This is a genomic window from Sphingobacterium sp. MAE, assembly GCF_056711605.1.
The window spans coordinates 3,897,386-3,915,941 of the sequence record NZ_CM160044.1; the positions used below are offsets into that span (position 1 = coordinate 3,897,386).

Annotated in this window: 17 protein-coding genes; 2 read left to right on the top strand and 15 right to left on the bottom strand. The window is 34.1% G+C overall.

The window, feature by feature from the left end; translation table 11 throughout:
• Positions 1–81 precede the first annotated feature (81 nt).
• The 4 genes from AC06G9_RS16650 to AC06G9_RS16665 all read right to left on the bottom strand — a co-directional run bounded on the left by AC06G9_RS16650 (position 82) and on the right by AC06G9_RS16665 (position 4,727).
• The gene (locus AC06G9_RS16650) at positions 82–807 is read right to left on the bottom strand and encodes a hypothetical protein (protein WP_480956789.1); all 726 of its coding nucleotides are present in this window, start codon (positions 805–807) and stop codon (positions 82–84) included.
• A gap of 22 nt (positions 808–829) precedes the next feature.
• Positions 830–1,630, bottom strand: a complete 801-nt coding sequence (locus AC06G9_RS16655) for a GLPGLI family protein (protein ID WP_480956790.1) — start codon at positions 1,628–1,630, stop codon at positions 830–832.
• Between the two features lie 379 nt (positions 1,631–2,009).
• Complete coding sequence (locus AC06G9_RS16660) at positions 2,010–3,293, bottom strand: Gfo/Idh/MocA family protein (protein ID WP_480956791.1); 1,284 nt, start codon at positions 3,291–3,293, stop codon at positions 2,010–2,012.
• Between the two features lie 150 nt (positions 3,294–3,443).
• On the bottom strand, positions 3,444–4,727 hold the full coding sequence (locus AC06G9_RS16665; protein ID WP_480956792.1) for a Gfo/Idh/MocA family protein: 1,284 nt from the start codon (positions 4,725–4,727) through the stop codon (positions 3,444–3,446).
• A gap of 571 nt (positions 4,728–5,298) precedes the next feature.
• Here AC06G9_RS16665 and AC06G9_RS16670 point away from each other — a divergent pair.
• Positions 5,299–7,941: an alpha-L-rhamnosidase gene (locus AC06G9_RS16670; RefSeq protein ID WP_480956793.1), complete on the top strand. Its 2,643-nt coding sequence runs from the start codon at positions 5,299–5,301 to the stop codon at positions 7,939–7,941.
• Between the two features lie 374 nt (positions 7,942–8,315).
• On the opposite strand, the gene AC06G9_RS16675 is transcribed toward AC06G9_RS16670, so the two are convergent.
• The 10 genes from AC06G9_RS16675 to AC06G9_RS16720 form a co-directional block, all read right to left on the bottom strand.
• A complete protein-coding gene (locus tag AC06G9_RS16675; protein ID WP_480956794.1) occupies positions 8,316–9,227 on the bottom strand; it encodes a hypothetical protein in 912 nt (303 codons plus the stop codon).
• Positions 9,228–9,230: 3 nt separating this feature from the next.
• Positions 9,231–10,457, bottom strand: coding sequence for an McrC family protein (locus AC06G9_RS16680; RefSeq protein WP_480956795.1), 1,227 nt, complete (start codon positions 10,455–10,457; stop codon positions 9,231–9,233).
• Entirely contained in the window at positions 10,457–12,541 is a 2,085-nt protein-coding gene (locus AC06G9_RS16685) for an AAA family ATPase (protein ID WP_480956796.1), read from the bottom strand. Before AC06G9_RS16685 ends, AC06G9_RS16680 begins: the two co-directional genes overlap by 1 nt.
• A gap of 32 nt (positions 12,542–12,573) precedes the next feature.
• Positions 12,574–12,945 carry a hypothetical protein gene (locus AC06G9_RS16690; RefSeq protein WP_480956797.1) on the bottom strand — a complete coding sequence of 124 codons (372 nt, stop codon included), beginning with the start codon at positions 12,943–12,945 and terminating at the stop codon, positions 12,574–12,576.
• 176 nt (positions 12,946–13,121) lie between these two features.
• Positions 13,122–13,973, bottom strand: a complete 852-nt coding sequence (locus AC06G9_RS16695; protein ID WP_480956798.1) for an IS3 family transposase — start codon at positions 13,971–13,973, stop codon at positions 13,122–13,124.
• On the bottom strand, positions 13,970–14,248 hold the full coding sequence (locus tag AC06G9_RS16700) for a transposase (RefSeq protein ID WP_480956799.1): 279 nt from the start codon (positions 14,246–14,248) through the stop codon (positions 13,970–13,972). Before AC06G9_RS16700 ends, AC06G9_RS16695 begins: the two co-directional genes overlap by 4 nt.
• Positions 14,249–14,262: 14 nt before the next feature.
• Positions 14,263–14,694, bottom strand: a complete 432-nt coding sequence (locus AC06G9_RS16705; RefSeq protein WP_480956800.1) for a type I restriction endonuclease — start codon at positions 14,692–14,694, stop codon at positions 14,263–14,265.
• Positions 14,695–14,992: 298 nt separating this feature from the next.
• Positions 14,993–15,634, bottom strand: coding sequence for a nucleotidyl transferase AbiEii/AbiGii toxin family protein (locus AC06G9_RS16710; RefSeq protein WP_480956801.1), 642 nt, complete (start codon positions 15,632–15,634; stop codon positions 14,993–14,995).
• Positions 15,635–15,649: 15 nt separating this feature from the next.
• Entirely contained in the window at positions 15,650–16,132 is a 483-nt protein-coding gene (locus tag AC06G9_RS16715) for a helix-turn-helix transcriptional regulator (protein WP_480956802.1), read from the bottom strand.
• A 131-nt stretch (positions 16,133–16,263) separates the two neighbouring features.
• Positions 16,264–17,022: a metallophosphoesterase gene (locus AC06G9_RS16720; RefSeq protein WP_480956803.1), complete on the bottom strand. Its 759-nt coding sequence runs from the start codon at positions 17,020–17,022 to the stop codon at positions 16,264–16,266.
• Between the two features lie 74 nt (positions 17,023–17,096).
• Here AC06G9_RS16720 and AC06G9_RS16725 point away from each other — a divergent pair, with 74 nt between their 5' ends.
• Positions 17,097–17,324, top strand: coding sequence for a hypothetical protein (locus AC06G9_RS16725; RefSeq protein WP_480956804.1), 228 nt, complete (start codon positions 17,097–17,099; stop codon positions 17,322–17,324).
• A 756-nt stretch (positions 17,325–18,080) separates the two neighbouring features.
• On the opposite strand, the gene AC06G9_RS16730 is transcribed toward AC06G9_RS16725, so the two are convergent.
• Entirely contained in the window at positions 18,081–18,548 is a 468-nt protein-coding gene (locus AC06G9_RS16730) for a tetratricopeptide repeat protein (protein ID WP_480956805.1), read from the bottom strand.
• Positions 18,549–18,556 lie beyond the last annotated feature (8 nt).

Genomic DNA, 18,556 nt, shown 5'->3' on the forward strand with positions numbered 1-18,556 from the left:
ATCATCACCAATATTGTTGGTCTGAAATGAATTGAGCATTTGAAAGGTCTTTGCAAATGTCATCAGCGTGATATTGGCATCTCAAAGTGCGGGACTGGCCCCTAAACCAATTTTACCTGTACCTGTCGTGGTAAATTTCTTAAGCTGCAGATTAAGTGTGGCGCGATTGGAAAAAACCAACTTATCCAGCATTTTAATCGGATGATGATTTTCAAGAATCTGTACTTTCAAAACCGCATCTGCAGAGAGGTTTTGATTGATAAGTCCATAGCGTTCGTCCATCATATCCAAACCATTGACGCGATACTGCTGGATAGGTTCGCCTTGGTAATAAATCTCACCTCCACGCATCTCTACGTCTGGAAGCTTCTTGATGATATCACCTATTATCCGATCTTGCTTTCCAGTAAACGGAGCTACATTATAATTGATCGTATCTTTTCGGTTGTAAACGGGTACATCAGCCACCTTTACTTCTTGTATTTTCCTCACCTCGCTTTTTAGAATATAAGCATAGTTAGCGCTAGCGTTCACAACATTCACGCTTTGCTTGGCATAACTAAGATGGTTAAAGTCTAACTGTACGGAATCTACATCGGTGACTTTGATCGTCAATTTGAAGGCACCACTTACATCGCTTTTTGAAAAACCCAATAAAGCTGGTGAACCGATTTTTTTATAAGATACCGTGACATTAGCGATCGGCTTTTGATCTTCAGTGAGTAATTTACCCGTGATAACAGTTTGGGCAAATGAATGGACACTAACCAATATAAAAATGACTGTAAAAAAGAGCTTATCTCTCATATGGATCTTTTTGCTCATCAAATTAATACCGCTCGATATGGTTATTATCTGTCTTTGTATCTAGTGTGACTCTTCGTTTAGCTACTTCATCCAACCTTGTTCCAGTTGCTAAAGCATATGCGGTCATATTGTTTCTTAAATTTTTTCGATCTTTATAAAAAGCATCTTTTGTTGTTTTTTGAAGATCAAGATCTGGACGTAGTTGATCTAAAATGAGTGAGACGCTTTTTACTTTACTTATGGAAGCTATATCGAATGTAAAATACTTATCCTGATCTGATACGGACAACACTAAACCCGGAAGTCCACAAAACTTATACGGTCCATCTGAAATAGGAATATCCATGGTGAACCAGGCTGTCCATTTTCTCCCACCCCAATTGGTTGTAGCTTTTTGACAGATAAACTGATGTAAATGGACTGTATCTGGATGACTTTCCCATTGCATATCCTCCTTCTTTTCTTCGTAATTGGACAATTCATTATTACCGTCAAATCCTATCCCATTCACAGGTTCATAGGTATAAATCATATCATCCTTTTTTATAATTAAAAAATTAGTAAGTGGTATAGAACCATAACTATAGAAAATACCAATTTTAAATGAACTTAAGGATAAAGCTGAATCGCTTCTAAATTTTGATAGGGTCTGAAAATGACTTTCTTGATCACCAACCATCAGTTGTGTAAAAACACTTTTCCTCGAAGCACTGGAGGTACTATCGTTATGATAGGTAAACTTATAAAGGATCTTCGTATCAAATTGCACAGGTTTGACCTGTGCCTGAATAGTGAATTGAAACAATAAAAAAATAATTTTCATAAAGCATAATAGTAGATGCTATGCATATGTAAAGCATGGCATATGCATATGTAAAGCATAGATAGTGCATAGATAGAGTATTAAAACAGGGTGTTTGATACACTTACCATGCACTTACTATACACTTACCCGATGTCAATACCGCACATAGGCAAACAAGCCTTACCCATACGGTATGAATGCTTGATACTTGCCTAGCAGATAGTTTGAGATGGAATGTCTGTGTACGGTAGCACACCATCCATATTCATTCACACGATGATCTGGTCAAAAGATCATCCCCCAAAGTAAACTTACAATGAAAAATAAATATCGTCTATGTATCTGTCCCAAAGAAGCAGCAGCGATTTTGGGACGCACGGAAAATCACTTGATTTCTTTAAAATGCATTAAAATCCCATTCTCCCCGATATGATCTACCCCTCATTAAGTTAGCGGAATAATCATTAAACTCTTCTTTTTCAGGATTCCATTTTAAATCCTTTTGCAATTCATATGCAATATTTACGGCATTACAAACCGAACTTGTGCGATGCCCAATCTCAACGTCACATATGGGTTTTGACCTTTTCTTAATGGCATCTATCCAGTCTTGATAATGATTATCACTGTGATAAACAAGTTTATCTTGTGCAGTCAACTTTAAAGAGGCCAAACGCTCTGGACTTGTTCGGAGAAAGGAACGGCTCACTTCGATCTTACCTTCTGTACCAATAAACTGTATAGCATTGTGCTCTCCCCAAGGCGTATGATTCACTTTTACACCATTTTTATAAATAAATGAAAGGCCATGTTGGGCCATCGGTTTTTTAGGGGGGAGAAATAATTCTGGTCCGCTTTGATCCATATCCAAAGCCCATTGTACGATATCAAACATATGCGCTCCCCAATCTGTAATATAACCACCACCAAAATCACGATACCATCTCCAACCAGCCCACTCTGGATCTTCTAACCTTGGGGCTAATATCGGATGGTATCCACGATACATAGATGGTCCTACCCACATATCCCAGTCTAATTCCTTTGGAACTGGCATCGTTGGTAGATCACATTGTTTCACAGGTTCTCCAATAGCTACATTTACCTCCTTCACCTGCCCTATATACCCATTTCGTATCAGATTCACTGCTTGTCTAAAATTGTAAGAAGATCTTTGCATGCTTCCTGTTTGAAAAACTCGATCATACTTTCTACTCGCATTAACCATCGCTCGGCCTTCAGCAATGGTCAATGCTAGTGGTTTTTCGCAATAGATATCCTTTCCTGCACGAGCTGCATCTACGGCAACTTGTGCATGCCAATGATCGGGAGTAGCAATGACCACAGCATCAATATCCTTTCGTTCCAATAGCTCGCGATATAACCCATAACCTTTCATTTGAATGGATGGTTTTCTCAAAGTTGTTTGCGTTTTGGTCGTCTCTAAAATGAAATTATTCAACTTTTTAGAATCGACATCAGATGCCGCATGTATCAATACCTCTTTACAATTCGCTAAACGATTCATAAGGGTATAAGATTGTTTACCTACTCCGATATATGCCAGATTGATCCGATCACTAGGTGCTATAAAATTTGCTCCTCCCAATACCGATCGGGGAACAATTGTAAAAGCCAAACTAGCTTTCACACTTTTATCTATAAAATCTCTCCTATTCATAATTAGTATATACTTGGTTAAGTCCTTTTTAGGTTTATATTTTAATATTTTTGATCTATATGATTTTTATTGATGTCATTAAACTTTTTGATAATGACGGTTTTCCGCTATAGGTTTAGTTTAAATAAGCATACCTTAAGATTACTAAATCTAAATTTTAGGGTATGTATAGCCGTTATGGTAAGCTGCATCTAAATATCTATTGGCCTCTTTATCTGAAAATTGTTGTTTCTCTTTATTCCAATACAACTTTTTACCTGTTCTATAAGCAATATTTCCCATTTGTGATAAAACGGCAATATGGGCACCAGCTTCAATTGGTGCTTTGAGTATAGTTCTGTCTTGTGCAAAGATCGCTTCCACAAAATTGTTCATATGTCTTTCCAATCCATCGTCTTTTGCTCTTTGTAGTGGAACTGCTTCCATTCGATTACCTTCTGGCAATACTTCCCAACCTTGTCTATTGAGCACTAAAGTTCCGTTGTTACCTATAAAAGCGACTCCATGTCCTTTGTTATAGGGGCCCTGGTCAATTCCAATAGCATGCTCCCACTGCACGTTAAAACCATCGAATTCATATAAAGTAGTCAAGGTATCTGGAGTCTCCTCTACATCATCAGGGTAGGCAAATTTACCTCCTGCTGCCATTATTGAACGTGGATCAGAAACATTCATCCCAATGAGTGCAAAATCTAACATATGTACTCCCCAATCTGTCATCAAGCCACCTGCATAATCCCAAAACCAACGAAAATTAAAATGAAATCGATTCCGATTAAATGGTCTTTTCGGAGCGGGACCTAGCCATCGTTCATAGTGTACTCCAGATGGAATTGCAGTATCTGGTAAAATTGGAACATCTTTCTTCCAACCTAGGTATGCCCAAACTTTAACCATCCGCACCTTACCTAGACTGCCACCATGTAAAAATTTCATCGCATCTTCAAAATGCTGTTGACTTCTTTGCCACTGCCCTACCTGAACAATGGCATTGTATTTCTGAGCAGCACTCACCATGACCTCACATTCTTTGATCGAATTGCCTATTGGTTTTTCTATATAAACATGTTTACCTGCTTTTACAGCATCTACCATCATCAAGCAATGCCAATGATCGGGCGTCGCAATAATGACAGCATCTACATTTTGGTCTTTTAACAATGCCTGGTAATCAATATAAGATTGAACTTTTATATTACGTTTATCCAGTTCAGCAATACGCTTTTTAAGCACATTCTCATCGACATCGCACAGTGCTGTACAGAACACATTTTTATTTTGTAATATAGCCATTAAGTTAGACCACCCCATTCCATTCACACCGATCACCCCAATACGGATTGCTTTTGTTTGAGCAAGCCCTTGAGTTCCTTTAAATAATAATGCCGACGCAGCTAGTAATGTTGACGTTTTAAGAAATTTTTGTCTATTCATGATCATACAGTAGCCCCAATTTTTCAGAGATCACATGAAAACGCTATGAAGTTATGGTTAATTGAATAGCTTATTACTTTTCAGTTTTCATGTTATCCTTAAGTAAAAATCAGCTGATTTTAGGTTTTTGTTTAGTTTATACTTTCTAATATAGAAAAAATATTGTTTGACTCAAACTACTGTATATTAAGACATTTCATAAATACACATATCATAGCAACCAAAGACCATCATATAAAACCTGATTTATCTTGTTTATCGTTAGGTAGAAGCATTATTTACAAAAAATAACCAGATTTTATGGTCAGTATATGTTTTCCTTATATATTAAATAAGTTACAAAACGATCTGCTATTAACCGCGATTGATCGGCTAAAAGATTACTTGAATCAGAATGATAAAAATCATTAAAATTTGGATAAATCATTTATTTAATCACTAAAACGCATTAGCATTGTTAAATAATTAAGTAAAAATGTATTTTTACATTAGATATAAACCAAACTGACCATTTCAAATACTCGATGAAGCGATTGCTTATTCAATAAGAGAGGATAATAAACCATTTAGAATGAAGATAGCCTTATTTATTACATACCTAGTCATACATACTCATCTATATGCACAAGAGAATGTAAACATTTGTGAACCGATAGGACTGAAATGCGAACATCTCAGCAATCCTTTGGGTATAGATATTCCAAATCCCAGATTGACATGGATGCTTAAAGATACCCGGCAAGACGCTATGCAAACGGCATATCAAATCGTTATTGGAACAGATTCAATAGCTGTTACTCATAATATCGGTGAAAGTTGGAATACCGGGAAGCAGCTCAAATCGGATATTATTGTTTCATATAAGGGTAAAAGTCTAGCCCCACTAACGAAGTATTATTGGAAGGTCAATGTATGGGACAAAAACGGAAAACCCAGTTCTTCGGAAATTTCAACTTTTGAAACAGGGATGATGGGACGATCGAATTGGAAAGGTTCATGGATAAGCGATCATCATGATATTCATCACAAACAAGCACCTTATTTCAGAAAGGCATTTGAAATAAAAAAAACAATTCTATCTGCACGAGCATATATTGCAGCGGCAGGATTATATGAGCTGTCTTTAAATGGAGAAAAGGTAGGTAAAAATTGGCTTGATCCGATGTATACCCGTTTCGACAAACGCACACTATACGTTGTACATGATGTTACAAAACAATTGCAATCGGGTAAAAATGCTATTGGAGTTATTCTGGGAAATGGTTGGTACAATCACCAATCTCTGGCAGTATGGGATTTCGATAAAGCACCTTGGAGAAATCGTCCGGCATTTTGTATGGATTTGCGTATTGTGTACACAGATGGTACCGAAGAAACGATTGTATCTGAACAAGATTGGAAGACTTCTTCTGGACCAATTACTTATAATAGTATTTATACTGGCGAGCACTATGATGCAAGATTAGAACAAGAAGATTGGAATAAAGCTCATTTTGATGACTCAAAATGGAAAGGTGTGAAATATCGGAGTGCTCCTGCAGAACTTATTATTTCACAACAAACGGTACCAATTCGATTGATCACCCCCTATTCACCAATTTCCATCAAAAAAATAGATGATAAAACTTATGTCTTTGACATGGGGCAAAATATGGCAGGTGTAACGGAAGTGAAAGCAAAGGGGGCTGCTGGAACGGTCCTGAAAATAAAACATGGGGAACGTCTGGATGATCATGGCCGAATTAATTTATCTAATATCGATGTTTATTTTCGCGGAGACAAGTTTACAGATCCCTTCCAAACGGATATCTTCACTCTAAGTGGTAAAAAAGAGGATGAATTTATTCCTAAATTTAATTATAAAGGATTTCGTTATGTTGAGATAAACAGTACAGAACCTATTTCGCTTCAAGATTTAAAAATTACTTCTTATTTCATGCATAGTGATGTTGATGCACTTGGGGAAGTCAAAACATCTTCGAAACTGGTCAATGACCTTTGGAAAGTAACCAATAACGCTTATCTTTCTAATTTAATGGGGTATCCAACAGATTGTCCACAAAGAGAAAAAAATGGTTGGACAGGCGATGGACATCTCGCTATTGAAACTGCTCTATACAATTTTGATGGTATTACAGTTTATGAAAAATGGTTAGCTGATCATCGCGATGAACAACAACCCAATGGGGTACTGCCCGATATTATTCCCACAGGAGGATGGGGATATGGCACTGCAAATGGGTTGGACTGGACCAGTACAATCGCCATTATCCCATGGCAAATATATCTGTTTTACGGAGATAGTAGGCTATTGGAGGATTGTTATGAAAATATAAAACGCTATGTTAACTACGTATCGCGCATTAGTCCAGAGGGAATAACTACTTTTGGTAGAGGAGATTGGGTACCTGTTAAATCAATATCCAATCTTGAGCTTACCTCTTCTATCTATTTCTACGTTGATGCGACCATATTAGCATCTGCAGCAAAGCTATTTGGCAAACAGGATGATTATGTGAAATATAATGCTTTAAGTAAAAAAATCAAAAGTGCCATCAATAATAAATTTTTAGATGTATCAACTGGAATTTATGCAAGCGGTACGCAAACAGAATTAAGCATGCCGTTGCACTGGGACGTAGTCCCTGAAGACATGAGATCTAAGGTTGCGTTCAATCTGAACAAGAAAGTTGAAGAAACAAATTTCCATCTTGATGTTGGTGTTTTGGGAGCAAAAGCTCTATTAAATGCTTTAAAAAACAATGGTTATGAAGAAACTGCATATCAAGTTGCTGTACAAGACACTTACCCTTCATGGGGCTGGTGGGTTGTGAATGGAGCTACTACATTGTTGGAAAATTGGGATTTAGCATCTGAAAGAGATATCTCGGATAACCATATGATGTTTGGTGAAATAGGTGGCTGGTTCTTTAAGTCTCTGGGAGGTATTTTACCTGACACTGATCAACCGGGATTTAAACACATTTTATTAAAGCCGATATTCCCGCGTGCACTTGATCAATCTGAAGTGACGCACCGATCAGCCTATGGTACAATTGTCTCCAAATGGAAAAAAAACAAGAAGACCATAACCTATGATGTTGTGATACCACCTAATGCTACAGCTACATTTTATCCTCCAACGAATATAAAAGACCAAACAACTATACAACTGGGTTCAGGTGAACATCAACTTATCTTTAAGCTAATATAAATTATAACTTGTTCAAATTGAATGATCAGGTCCAAGAAGTATGGGGTAAATTGATATCATTGAATATGTAAATTGCATGATCAAAAGAATCTTTTTATTACTAATTTTATACAAAAAAGGCCTTTTAAGATTAATCTTAAACAGCCTTTTTTGTATCTTGATCTATTCTTGGAAAGATACTCCATTACTTCGATAAACTTTCATCAAAGAACAGGTATACTGAATAATAATAAGTTTTCTTTATTGAACTCTAAACTTACTTCCCGATACAAAAAGTGTTAATAATTGATTTACAATACTTTATTTTAAAATAAATACAAATAAAATTCAATTTTGTAACATTTTATTGTCTGAGAAGTCGTCTTTCAACACCATTAATCTAAATTTAATATATGTCGGTTCGTTAAATTTGGTTTTATGTCAAAATTACCTAAAAAGTATTGTTTAGTTTTCGGATCTAATTTATATTCTGGTCCATATAATTTTCCCCACTCTATAGTACCATCTTCTCTAATTTTGTTAGATTTCATATTATATTCATTTATATAGTCAAGACCTCTTCTATATAAGGTTCCATAAACAACATGTTCAGGCTCTATAATATTTTGATCAATTGACTCCTTATTTATCGCAATATTTAATCCTGCACCATTAGATGCAACACTATTATAAATAATTGCATTAAATCCATTTTCAAATATGTATTTGGAATATGATGCTGATAATTTATAATCGTTATTATATTCAACTTTTTTTGAGAACTCATTGCTGAAAAAATCATCAACTATTATTGCCTCATCCTTAAATTTACTATCCAAGTCTATTGATTTAATAAAATGTCCTCTTAAAGATTTATTTTCTCTAGAATGTAATAAATTTGAACCTACCAATACAAATGGCAAATCCTCTTTCAGTATCCAACTAGAGATAGCGAAATAACTCCTTGAAAAATTTTTAGTTAAATCATCATTTATTGTTTCTAGAAGAGCATTCATATAGTGAGGTACTAAAGGATCAGCTAAATTTAAACTAGCATAGAATATAGATTCACCAATACAATGAGCTCTACCAAATTCTTTACTTGGGTTAGGATTATAACTGAATTCACTAACATTTGTAGGAATTTTAGGTAGTTCATTCCAAATACGAACTCGACACAACCTTGTACCTTTTTTAAGTTTATTAGTAACAAAAAACTGACTATTAATTTTTCTAAGTAAATCTAATATTTGATTAACATCTACCAAATTTAAATCTAAAGACTTTAATCTATCTAATATCTCCATGACTTACAAAGTTTTTTTAATTTCTAAAATAATCCTATTCTTCCAAGTACCGAATTCCTTATCAGCGGGTATCTGTAAAACATGACAATGTTTATTATCAAAACCAGATTGATCTTTTAGATAAAATTGTCCTTCGATTAAACTTCCATCTCCAGGATAAAGTAACACCACCTTGTTGGCCTCGAAATATTCATGGTATACGAACATTTGACGTAAATCATCTGGCGATGGACTTTTGCCGTTCAGATTTTTCCATTTGGTATCAATCACCGTAGTAAAATTATCATCCTGCAAAACAATATCAGGACGCATATTCGAACTTAAAGTATTTCCCTTCCAGAACCTCTTAGTAATCTGTCCCGAAACTTTATAATCCTTTAATGTTTTACGCAATAATCCTAAGACAAATTGTTCCCACAAAGCATTCATATCAAACATCAAGGCTAAAATTTGTCTTCGACCTTTACTAATATCAGGATGGTAGTTTAATAATATAAGTTCAGCAATATCTATAATAGTTTTATAAGATTGCGATTTGCGGTCATATGTTATCGTATCAAAAGTTTTGCTATTTATCTTAATACGTTCTTGTTCTGGAAAATTAAGCAACAGATTCCCAATACGTGAAGCTAATAAAGGATTACGATTAAGATTTTGAAGTAATACTAAAGCTGCATAAATAATTTGATGCAATTTATGATTAACTGTATAAGCTGTTGTTTCAATATAGAATCGTTCTTTATGAATGATATTATGCTGAATATGCTTAGCAAAAGATAACTTACCTTTTAGCGCTTTAGCATTTTGTTCTTGACGGATATATTTTTTTATTAAGCCTTGATGAATCAAAGATTCTAATTCATTAACAAAAAGCTCAAAATACAAATCTAAGACCGAGTTATGCTTCAATTTCAGATTTGACGATCCAGACTCTTTAACAGAAAATCCCCAAACCGAACGAATCATATTAATCAAGATATTCTGCCAGACAGAAGCATCCCTAGATCTATCAGCTTTTGGCAAAATCTCGATAATAGTACCTCCTACCTGCAACACTCCAACATATTCACAAAATTGCACACCATTCCTAATCAGCTTAAAAAATGGCGTATACTCACCATGATATGCTTCTAATGCTTCATAGAGTTTTCGCTCTTCCTCGACTTGCATATCAAATACAAGCTTTTCATGCTCAAATCGAATAATATGTTTTAGATTCTCTTGTAACATTAGCGCATTAAATCCTGTATTGCTTTCTCAAAAGATAAATCAAGATCTTGATTCGTCCTATAATCGATGATTTCATATATTGGTTTACTTGCTAAATCATCAACATAATCGTAATCAAAATCAGCAAATACATTACCTTCTTCTTTTTTCAAACGCACAAATCCCTTTCCTAAAACTAATCCAATCTTGCCATAGTCGCCAAAGAAATACTCTTGCAGCAATGGTATAATATTCTTGTAAAAGGAATCAATGATTGTAGATTCATCTTTGCCTATAAAATAAGCATGCCCAATACAATGGTCACGATCTATCAGTTTTTCGATGCGTTGGTTAATCCGCTCAAGAATCGCTGAAGCAGCGAAACCATAGAGATCCTGTTTCAAAAGCTCGGGCTTAGGTAACATTTCCTCAAACACGAAACGTCTACGTAAAGCCGTATCCAGAGCCTCTACTGAGCGATCTGCCGTATTCATCGTACCAATGATATAAAGATTCGCTGGTACAGAAAACTTTTGTTTGCTATAGGGTAAAGTCACTTGTAGCGCTTCATCACTTCCTTCTCTCTTAGTATCTTCTATTAAGGTGATTAACTCACCGAAAATAGCTGATACATTACCTCTGTTGATTTCGTCAATAAAAAGTGCATAATCATGATTGGGATCTCTTCTAGCCTTATCACATAACCTTTTAAACACGCCATCTTCAACCTTAAATTTTATATCACTCTCACTATTTTCATCAAGAATTGGCTTTATTCCTTCTACAAAATCTTCATACGAGAAAGATTGATGAAAAGTAACAAAATCATAATTATGAATTTCTACATCTGGTGATGCAACATGATTTTTATATTTTTCATATAAATTATATCCTTCAGGAAACTTCTCTTTTAGATCATCTTCAACAATAGTCCAATATGAATCTGAATCTTTATAAAAATACAATGGTTCTGACCTATCCGCTACTTTTACAAACTCACAATTGAGAACGGTATGTGATTGCAATTGTCCCCAAATAGTCGGGCGAACAGTCTTTGACGCAGATAGATTTTCCTTGATTTTGATTAACTCATGATTATGAATATCTAATACTTTAGCTTTTTTAATATCTAACAAAACAATAGTAATTATCTGCCACCATGTTAAATCACTAACGTATTCATTTAGAAACTGTTCCCTAGTTTGACTAATCTCTTTAACAATGAAACGGCTAAAATATTCATTTTTTAATTTATAAGTCTTTCCTGTTCCTGGAGGTCCATATAGGATTTGGTTAAGAGAAACCAAATTATCTACTGATGTATTCATAGTATTTAATAGTTCATTATGAAAATCCATATATTCTCTAATTGCAGCTGAGAAATATCCATTATTACCATAAGAAGGTGATTTTTCATAATAATATTTACCATCTACTCTGCGTTGTTCTTTTATAAGATCTTGATATAAATCACCCAAGAATTTTAAATCATTCATTTCAAAAATTTTGAGTGAAACAAGCTCATCCAGAATCTCAATAGCACGCATATAAGATCCTACGCGATTTGATGTATCCGAGGTTTTATTAAGCAGCCAATTTCTAAATTGCTCTTTATAATTTTGTTCAGCGTTCATAATTGATAAAAGAAACTCAAAGTATTTCTGGCCTTTTGAAACTTCAGAATCATATTTAGTAATATCTGTTAATGTCTTTAATACCAAATCGAAAGGTACAGTCCACTCTCCTTTTTTAATCCACTTTATTTTTCGAACACTAGTATACTCAGAGCGATTTGGGTCATAGATGTAATCTGAAATAACTTCTCCAAATCCTAATATTTTCCTGCGACCTTTCTTTACAATAACAATATCTCCAACTTGCATAGTCTTATAAAAGTCCCAATTTGCAGTTGCATCATTCTTTTTAGAAGAACTTGATTTTTCTAACTTACGTAATTGATCAGCAATTTCATTTTTAGAATTGTACTGACTAAGATCACCTAAATAATCCCATCCTAAACCTATTATAGAATGCTCATAGAACTCTTCCCAAAATCTTGCATCTTCACCTGGCTGATAGAGCCAATAGTTTTTATTAGATATCATTTATTTTTTACTTGAACTATCAAAATATTTTATTATTCCCCATTAATCTCAATCAAACAATACTTAAAATCTACAACTTTTCCTTTATCCAAAGCAAAAGTTGAATAATCGGTCCATTGAATTAAATAGTCAGACTTTAGACCTAATTGATAGACATATTCTTTACCTAGCGTCCAATGCTTCTTTTTATTAGCATCTATCGTGTCTTGCGAACCAAAATAATACTTATCTTTTGATACTTTATCAAGATTCCATCCTATATAATCTTTTGACAAAACCGCTCCATGATGGAATGAAAAATGCGCATCTAAGGAATTTTTAGCACTTACATCATTTAAATAATACTTCCTATCATTTGTCAAGATAAATACAAAACCCTTTTTAGTATAATCTTCGAATCCCATCAGTTTAAGATCAACATTTTCTATTCGATAGATATCTTTTCTAAAGCTATATCGACCTACATCATTAGCTCCATGATTAGCTAATGAATAACATTCATCACCTAACACTAAATCAACCTTCGTTGTTTATGATACTCCCTGTTTGCTGGACAACTTTTTACTAAACTAAGATATAATTACGATACATTTTTAATTTCCTGATAGAACTTTTCATCTGGTGTTATTCGTCCTAATGACTTGTGCCTTCTCTCGGTGTTGTAGAAGTGCACATAATCCTTCACCTGTTTGTACAAGTCAACCCCACCATTGGGTGGATTGAGATAGATCTTCTCTCTTTTTAGCGATCCCCAGAACCTTTCAATGTAGATATTGTCCAGCGCCCTACCCTTGCCGTCCATTGATATCTTTACCTCATTTTTCTGCAAGGCTTTCACAAAAACTTCAGATGTAAACTGAGACCCCTGATCGGTATTGAATATCTCGGGCTTACCATGCCTTTGGATCGTATCTACCAGTACATCCCTGCACCATTCAGCATTCATTGTATTGGATACGTCCCAGCCCATTATCTTTCGGCTATATACATCGATGATAGCAAACATATACATGAAACCTTTAAACATGGGGATGTAAGTGATATCCGCCTGCCATACCTGAGCAGGCCTTTCGATTTTAAGGTTCCTAAGCAGGTAAGGAAATTTATAGTCTGCCATGTTTGCTTTGCTCAGATTCTTTTTAGGATGTATGGTTTTCAGGTTCATGAGCTTATACAGCCTACGAACCCGCTTCTGCCCAACGAAATAGCCCAGATCCTGCCTCAAATAGTCCGTCATGCGCTCTACCCCGTAAAAGGGACAGTCCAGAAACTTACGGTCTATGGCATTCATAACCTGCAGGTTGAACAGAGATTCTCCCTTGGGTTTAAAATAATAACTGCTCCGGGGTAACTCAATAACTTTGCACTGCCTGTAAACGCTCATTTTCTTATAGGAAGGGCAAACAAGCCCGCGTTTCTCGTCAAGACTCATTTGCCCAATACTTTTTTTAAGAAATCAACCTGTATCTGTAGTTCCCCGGTCTTGGAATAAAGCTCTTTCTCTTTGGAGTCATCTTTTATCGGGCTTTTTTCTGTCGTAAAAACCGATTCAGCATTATCCAGAAATTCCCGCTTCCAGGTGTTGATCTGGGTCGGGTGCAACTCGTATTTAACGGCTAGTTCCTGAATGGTCTGCTGTTCCTTGATAGCTTCTATGGCTACCTTCGCCTTAAAGCTGGCACTGAATTTCCTGCGTTCTTTTTTCATTTTATACTGCTAATTTAAACATTTATGCAGTTGTCCAGTATTTGGGTAGTATGATAAGCCAAAGGCATACCATTAATCAATACAGTAATATCAGGACGAAATTCTTCATCTCCAGCTATACAGCTCAATTCTGTTGTAACATGAAAATCATTGTTATCAAAATGATCAAAATCGATGAGTTTAACACCTGAAGTAGCTGTCAGACGTTCATAAAATTTCTTTCCTAAATCCTCATAATCAAGCTCCAGATTGATTTCCTCTAAAACACGTTCAGCCTCCTGTTCCGAAATATTATTTAAAGTAGCAATTTTAGGAATGAAGATAGCAGGGAATATATTATTCTCTTCTATACGATCCTGTTTGGAAATAGGAATATATCGATAACCTAATCGCAATAAATGCAATAAGGCTGGTATTTTGACTCTAGAATCTTCGTTAAATTTCATTAATAGGTGTATGGTTTAATACTCCTTAAAGATATCTTTAATTAATAAATATTACTAAATATTAATGAATAAAAGTAAAACAAACCAATAAATAAGAATTACGGGAATCCGCAGATATCGATCATTAATCAATAATACTTGTCTTTATCTATTAATAATCAAACCGTTAAAATAACAGGAATATTTTTAATATTGGATATGCAAAAATGATTTTTTATTAGTTTGCAGTTTGCCAAGCTGTAGAATTACTAAATGGCGTTTTAAAATTTATAATTCAAGCCATCCTGTATTTTCATAACTATAAACTAGCTATAATATCTTCAAAATCAGCTTTGATAAATTCCCAGTATTTGCCTTTAAAACATATTGGGTCAAAATCATTATCCGCAATTTCAACATTGACAAGATTTGATATAATTAAATTACGATCATGCGTGTAAGGGTAGCGATGTTCATGTAATTCCAGCATATGCATTATAGAATACTTTCCTAACAATTCGTGCAAGTCCCAAAAGTCCTTTTTACGCCCACCGCGCTGTACCACATCAATTTTCATTGCTATAATTTCTTCAATAGATGCTAAGCGAATTTCATCTTCTACAACCATATCTTTAATAAAAGAATCCGTATAGAATACATCTAGTTTTACTGTATTTTCAGCATCTGTCCCAATCGTATAAGATTTCCCCATAGCTGGAGCTACATTTGACAGGTAATCTACATAAGAAAAAGAATTTTTTAAATAAATATCAATAGTCTCAAAATCTAAAGTTCCATAGTCTACATCCGAAAAAAGATCAATATCTATAGACTCACGATGACCTAAATGCAAACTTAAGGCTGTCCCTCCGACTAATCGAAAAGAGGAAAAAACATCTAATTGCATTAATCTAATAAGTGTACTCTTAAGCAGTTCATTAACTGTGTTGTAATAAAGCATATAAATATCTTATTGTTAATGCAGTGACATTGGTTCAGTTTTATTTGAAGCTAAAACCTCTTGAATTCTATCCAAACCGTAAAAACGTTCTATCTCTTTCTTTTCTTCGTCATTACCTCTTTCAAAAACACGCTGAATAACAGCATTATACTGCTTTTTCCAATCAATTTTATGAATATCCGTATCCCAAAAAAGTATTTTTCGAATAATACCCAAATCAGGATGAATTTTACTCAGCTCGTTTTCTTTAACCTTTTGGATATCATAAAAAGTTTGTAACATCGCAAAAGTCCCCTCTTCTAATCCTAAAGCTTGATCAACTTTTAAAGACAAAGGAATTGGAATACCTCGTTTCCCTTTAAGAATGGCGTTAAAAATCTGTCTATGAGTATCAACAGACAATGCAAAGGGACTTGGCTTAATCGCACGCTTATTAAGTTCTCGTTCTAGTATCAGACCTGGATGTATACCTTTAAAACGTTCTAATCTCTTTTCCATAATCAAATGTAATCAAATTTGATTACAATTTAAAATTTGTGCACAATAGATTACTTACAAAGTAAAAGCACTAGGAAAAACAACAACATTAGCCGCGTCAAAAGACAATTCCAAATAACCAAACTTTTTACTCATATTTCAACCAAAGCATCCCATCTAAATCTCCTATTCTCTCCATATTTTACATATCCCAGTTGATTGGTCAACATATTTGAACCTCCCACTTTAAAATCAGGAACATTACGATGATGATGGCCATAAATCCAACTATGAATCTTCGCCGACTCTATAAAATCATTTAAATCCGTAGCAAAAGCTTCACTTATATTACTGTTTAAATACTCTTGAGGATAATTAATATAGGTCGGAACATGATGCGTAACGACTATATTTTGTTTTTCATCATCAGATGAAACTGCTGATTTAATATAATTTAGATTTTCTTCAAAAAGTTCATTGCACCGATCTACAGAGAAGAACTGATTTCCATCTCTTATTACCTTATAATCATACAATCCTTTCTTGATAAAAAAAGACATTTCTTGAGAGATCTTCGTCCATAATGTAGAAAAAATAATTTTCACACCTTCCCTTTCAAGCGTATAATTGTTTACCAAAAAAACATTTTTAATTATTTCTTCTTTAAACTCTGAAGTTCTACCATCTAAAGCAATGTGGTAAAATTCATGGTTTCCAGCTATCCAATATGTTTCTTGAAAATTTTCGGAACAAAATTTTAAAAAGTCCTTGGCAAGATCCATATTTTTAAACGGAACTATATCACCAGCTAATATTAAAATATCACCAACTGGAAGTAAAGGAAATTCTTCAAGAAACCTTTTATTTTCTGGAAATTCTAAATGCAAATCTGAACAATACTGTATTTTCATAAAACAAATTTATGAAACAATATACTTGTTATTGATCAACTTTGTTATATTCAAACTATAAAATACACGGTTCGATGTCAAGATCAGTAAGAAAAACTAAAATATTCGGAATTACTACAGCCATATCTGAGAAACAGGATAAACGACTATGGAATCGAAAATTTAGAAAAATATGTAAAAGATTAATTAGCGTGGAGAAAGAAGCTCCAATCAAAATCCAAGGTGTTACGAACGTTTGGGACGGCGCAAAAGATGGAAAGCAATACTATCATCGGGCTGCAAAAAAAGATATGAGAAAATAACCGCTTTAGAAATTGTAATGAACCATATTTAAGGTAATTAAAGAGCGAATTTTAACGATAATATCCTTCAATTTTACTTATCTTTACACTAATAATTTTTTAAACGAAACAGCGTAAGCTATCGTTATGGTTTATCAGAAATTGCGACCTTCAGATTACAACCATTTTAACGATAGACTACGCTCGTGCCTGATATTGGGGCGCGAGCTATGTCTATCTGGTTGTAAGGCCGTCGCAAGCCTCTGATAAGGATATGATCTTAGTTTCGCGCCTTTCTTTATTTCTCCAAATAAACTTAAAATGGCACAGGAAAGATTTTATTACAATTCCAAGAGTTCCCCTTTACAGACAGTTGATGAGTCTATAGTAAATCAGATTTTAACGATGTACGAAGATGGAAGTTCAGTTAGTTTGATAAAGGATATATTCCCTGATATTAAGATTAACAATAACCTTCACTTGTTTTTACCTTATGTGATGTCATCATAAATTGCGGGATAGATATCTAAGTATAAACTATTCCTTCCTGATTTGTTCTTTTGCTCGCGAAGCGTAACTCTGTAAGATGTCATAATAGTAATTTAAAGTTTGTACGTGGTGTACGTGAGACGTACAAAAAATACTATCCACGTACAACTCCTGTAAAAATCGGTCTAATCAAATATAACCAAATACAAACAAAAAACCTTGAAAATATTTAATCTTCAAGGTTTTATATTATTTTACTAATATCTACTTTTATTCAGTTTTATGCAACTACTTCCCTAAACGAAAAATGGATGAATCCGGAAATAACTTTAGGCCTTGATTACTGATCAGTAAGAGCTTGTTATAATCATCCATATTATGATATATCCTTGTTAACTTATCTAAAACAAAGAAATTATTTTGTCTTTTTTCGTTTAGTATATTAATAGCTTTTAAACAATCATTATACAAACGCAATTTATATAGTCCTTCAATCAATAAAACATTTACTGTATCTTGCTTTTGATTCAAACTCTTCAACAATTGGACGGTACTCTCATAGTTTTTAGTTTGTAAATAACTATTTGCCTTTAATAGTTTAGCATCAAACGAAGTGTCTGAAGCTATTAATTCTAAAACTTTAGCATGGTCTCCTTGTTCAAATTCAACTTTGGCTAGTTCCAATGCTGTTTTTCTAAAACATGATGAAAATATAATAACAACTGATAAAATTATGATGTAAGAATAACGGCTCATAAATTATA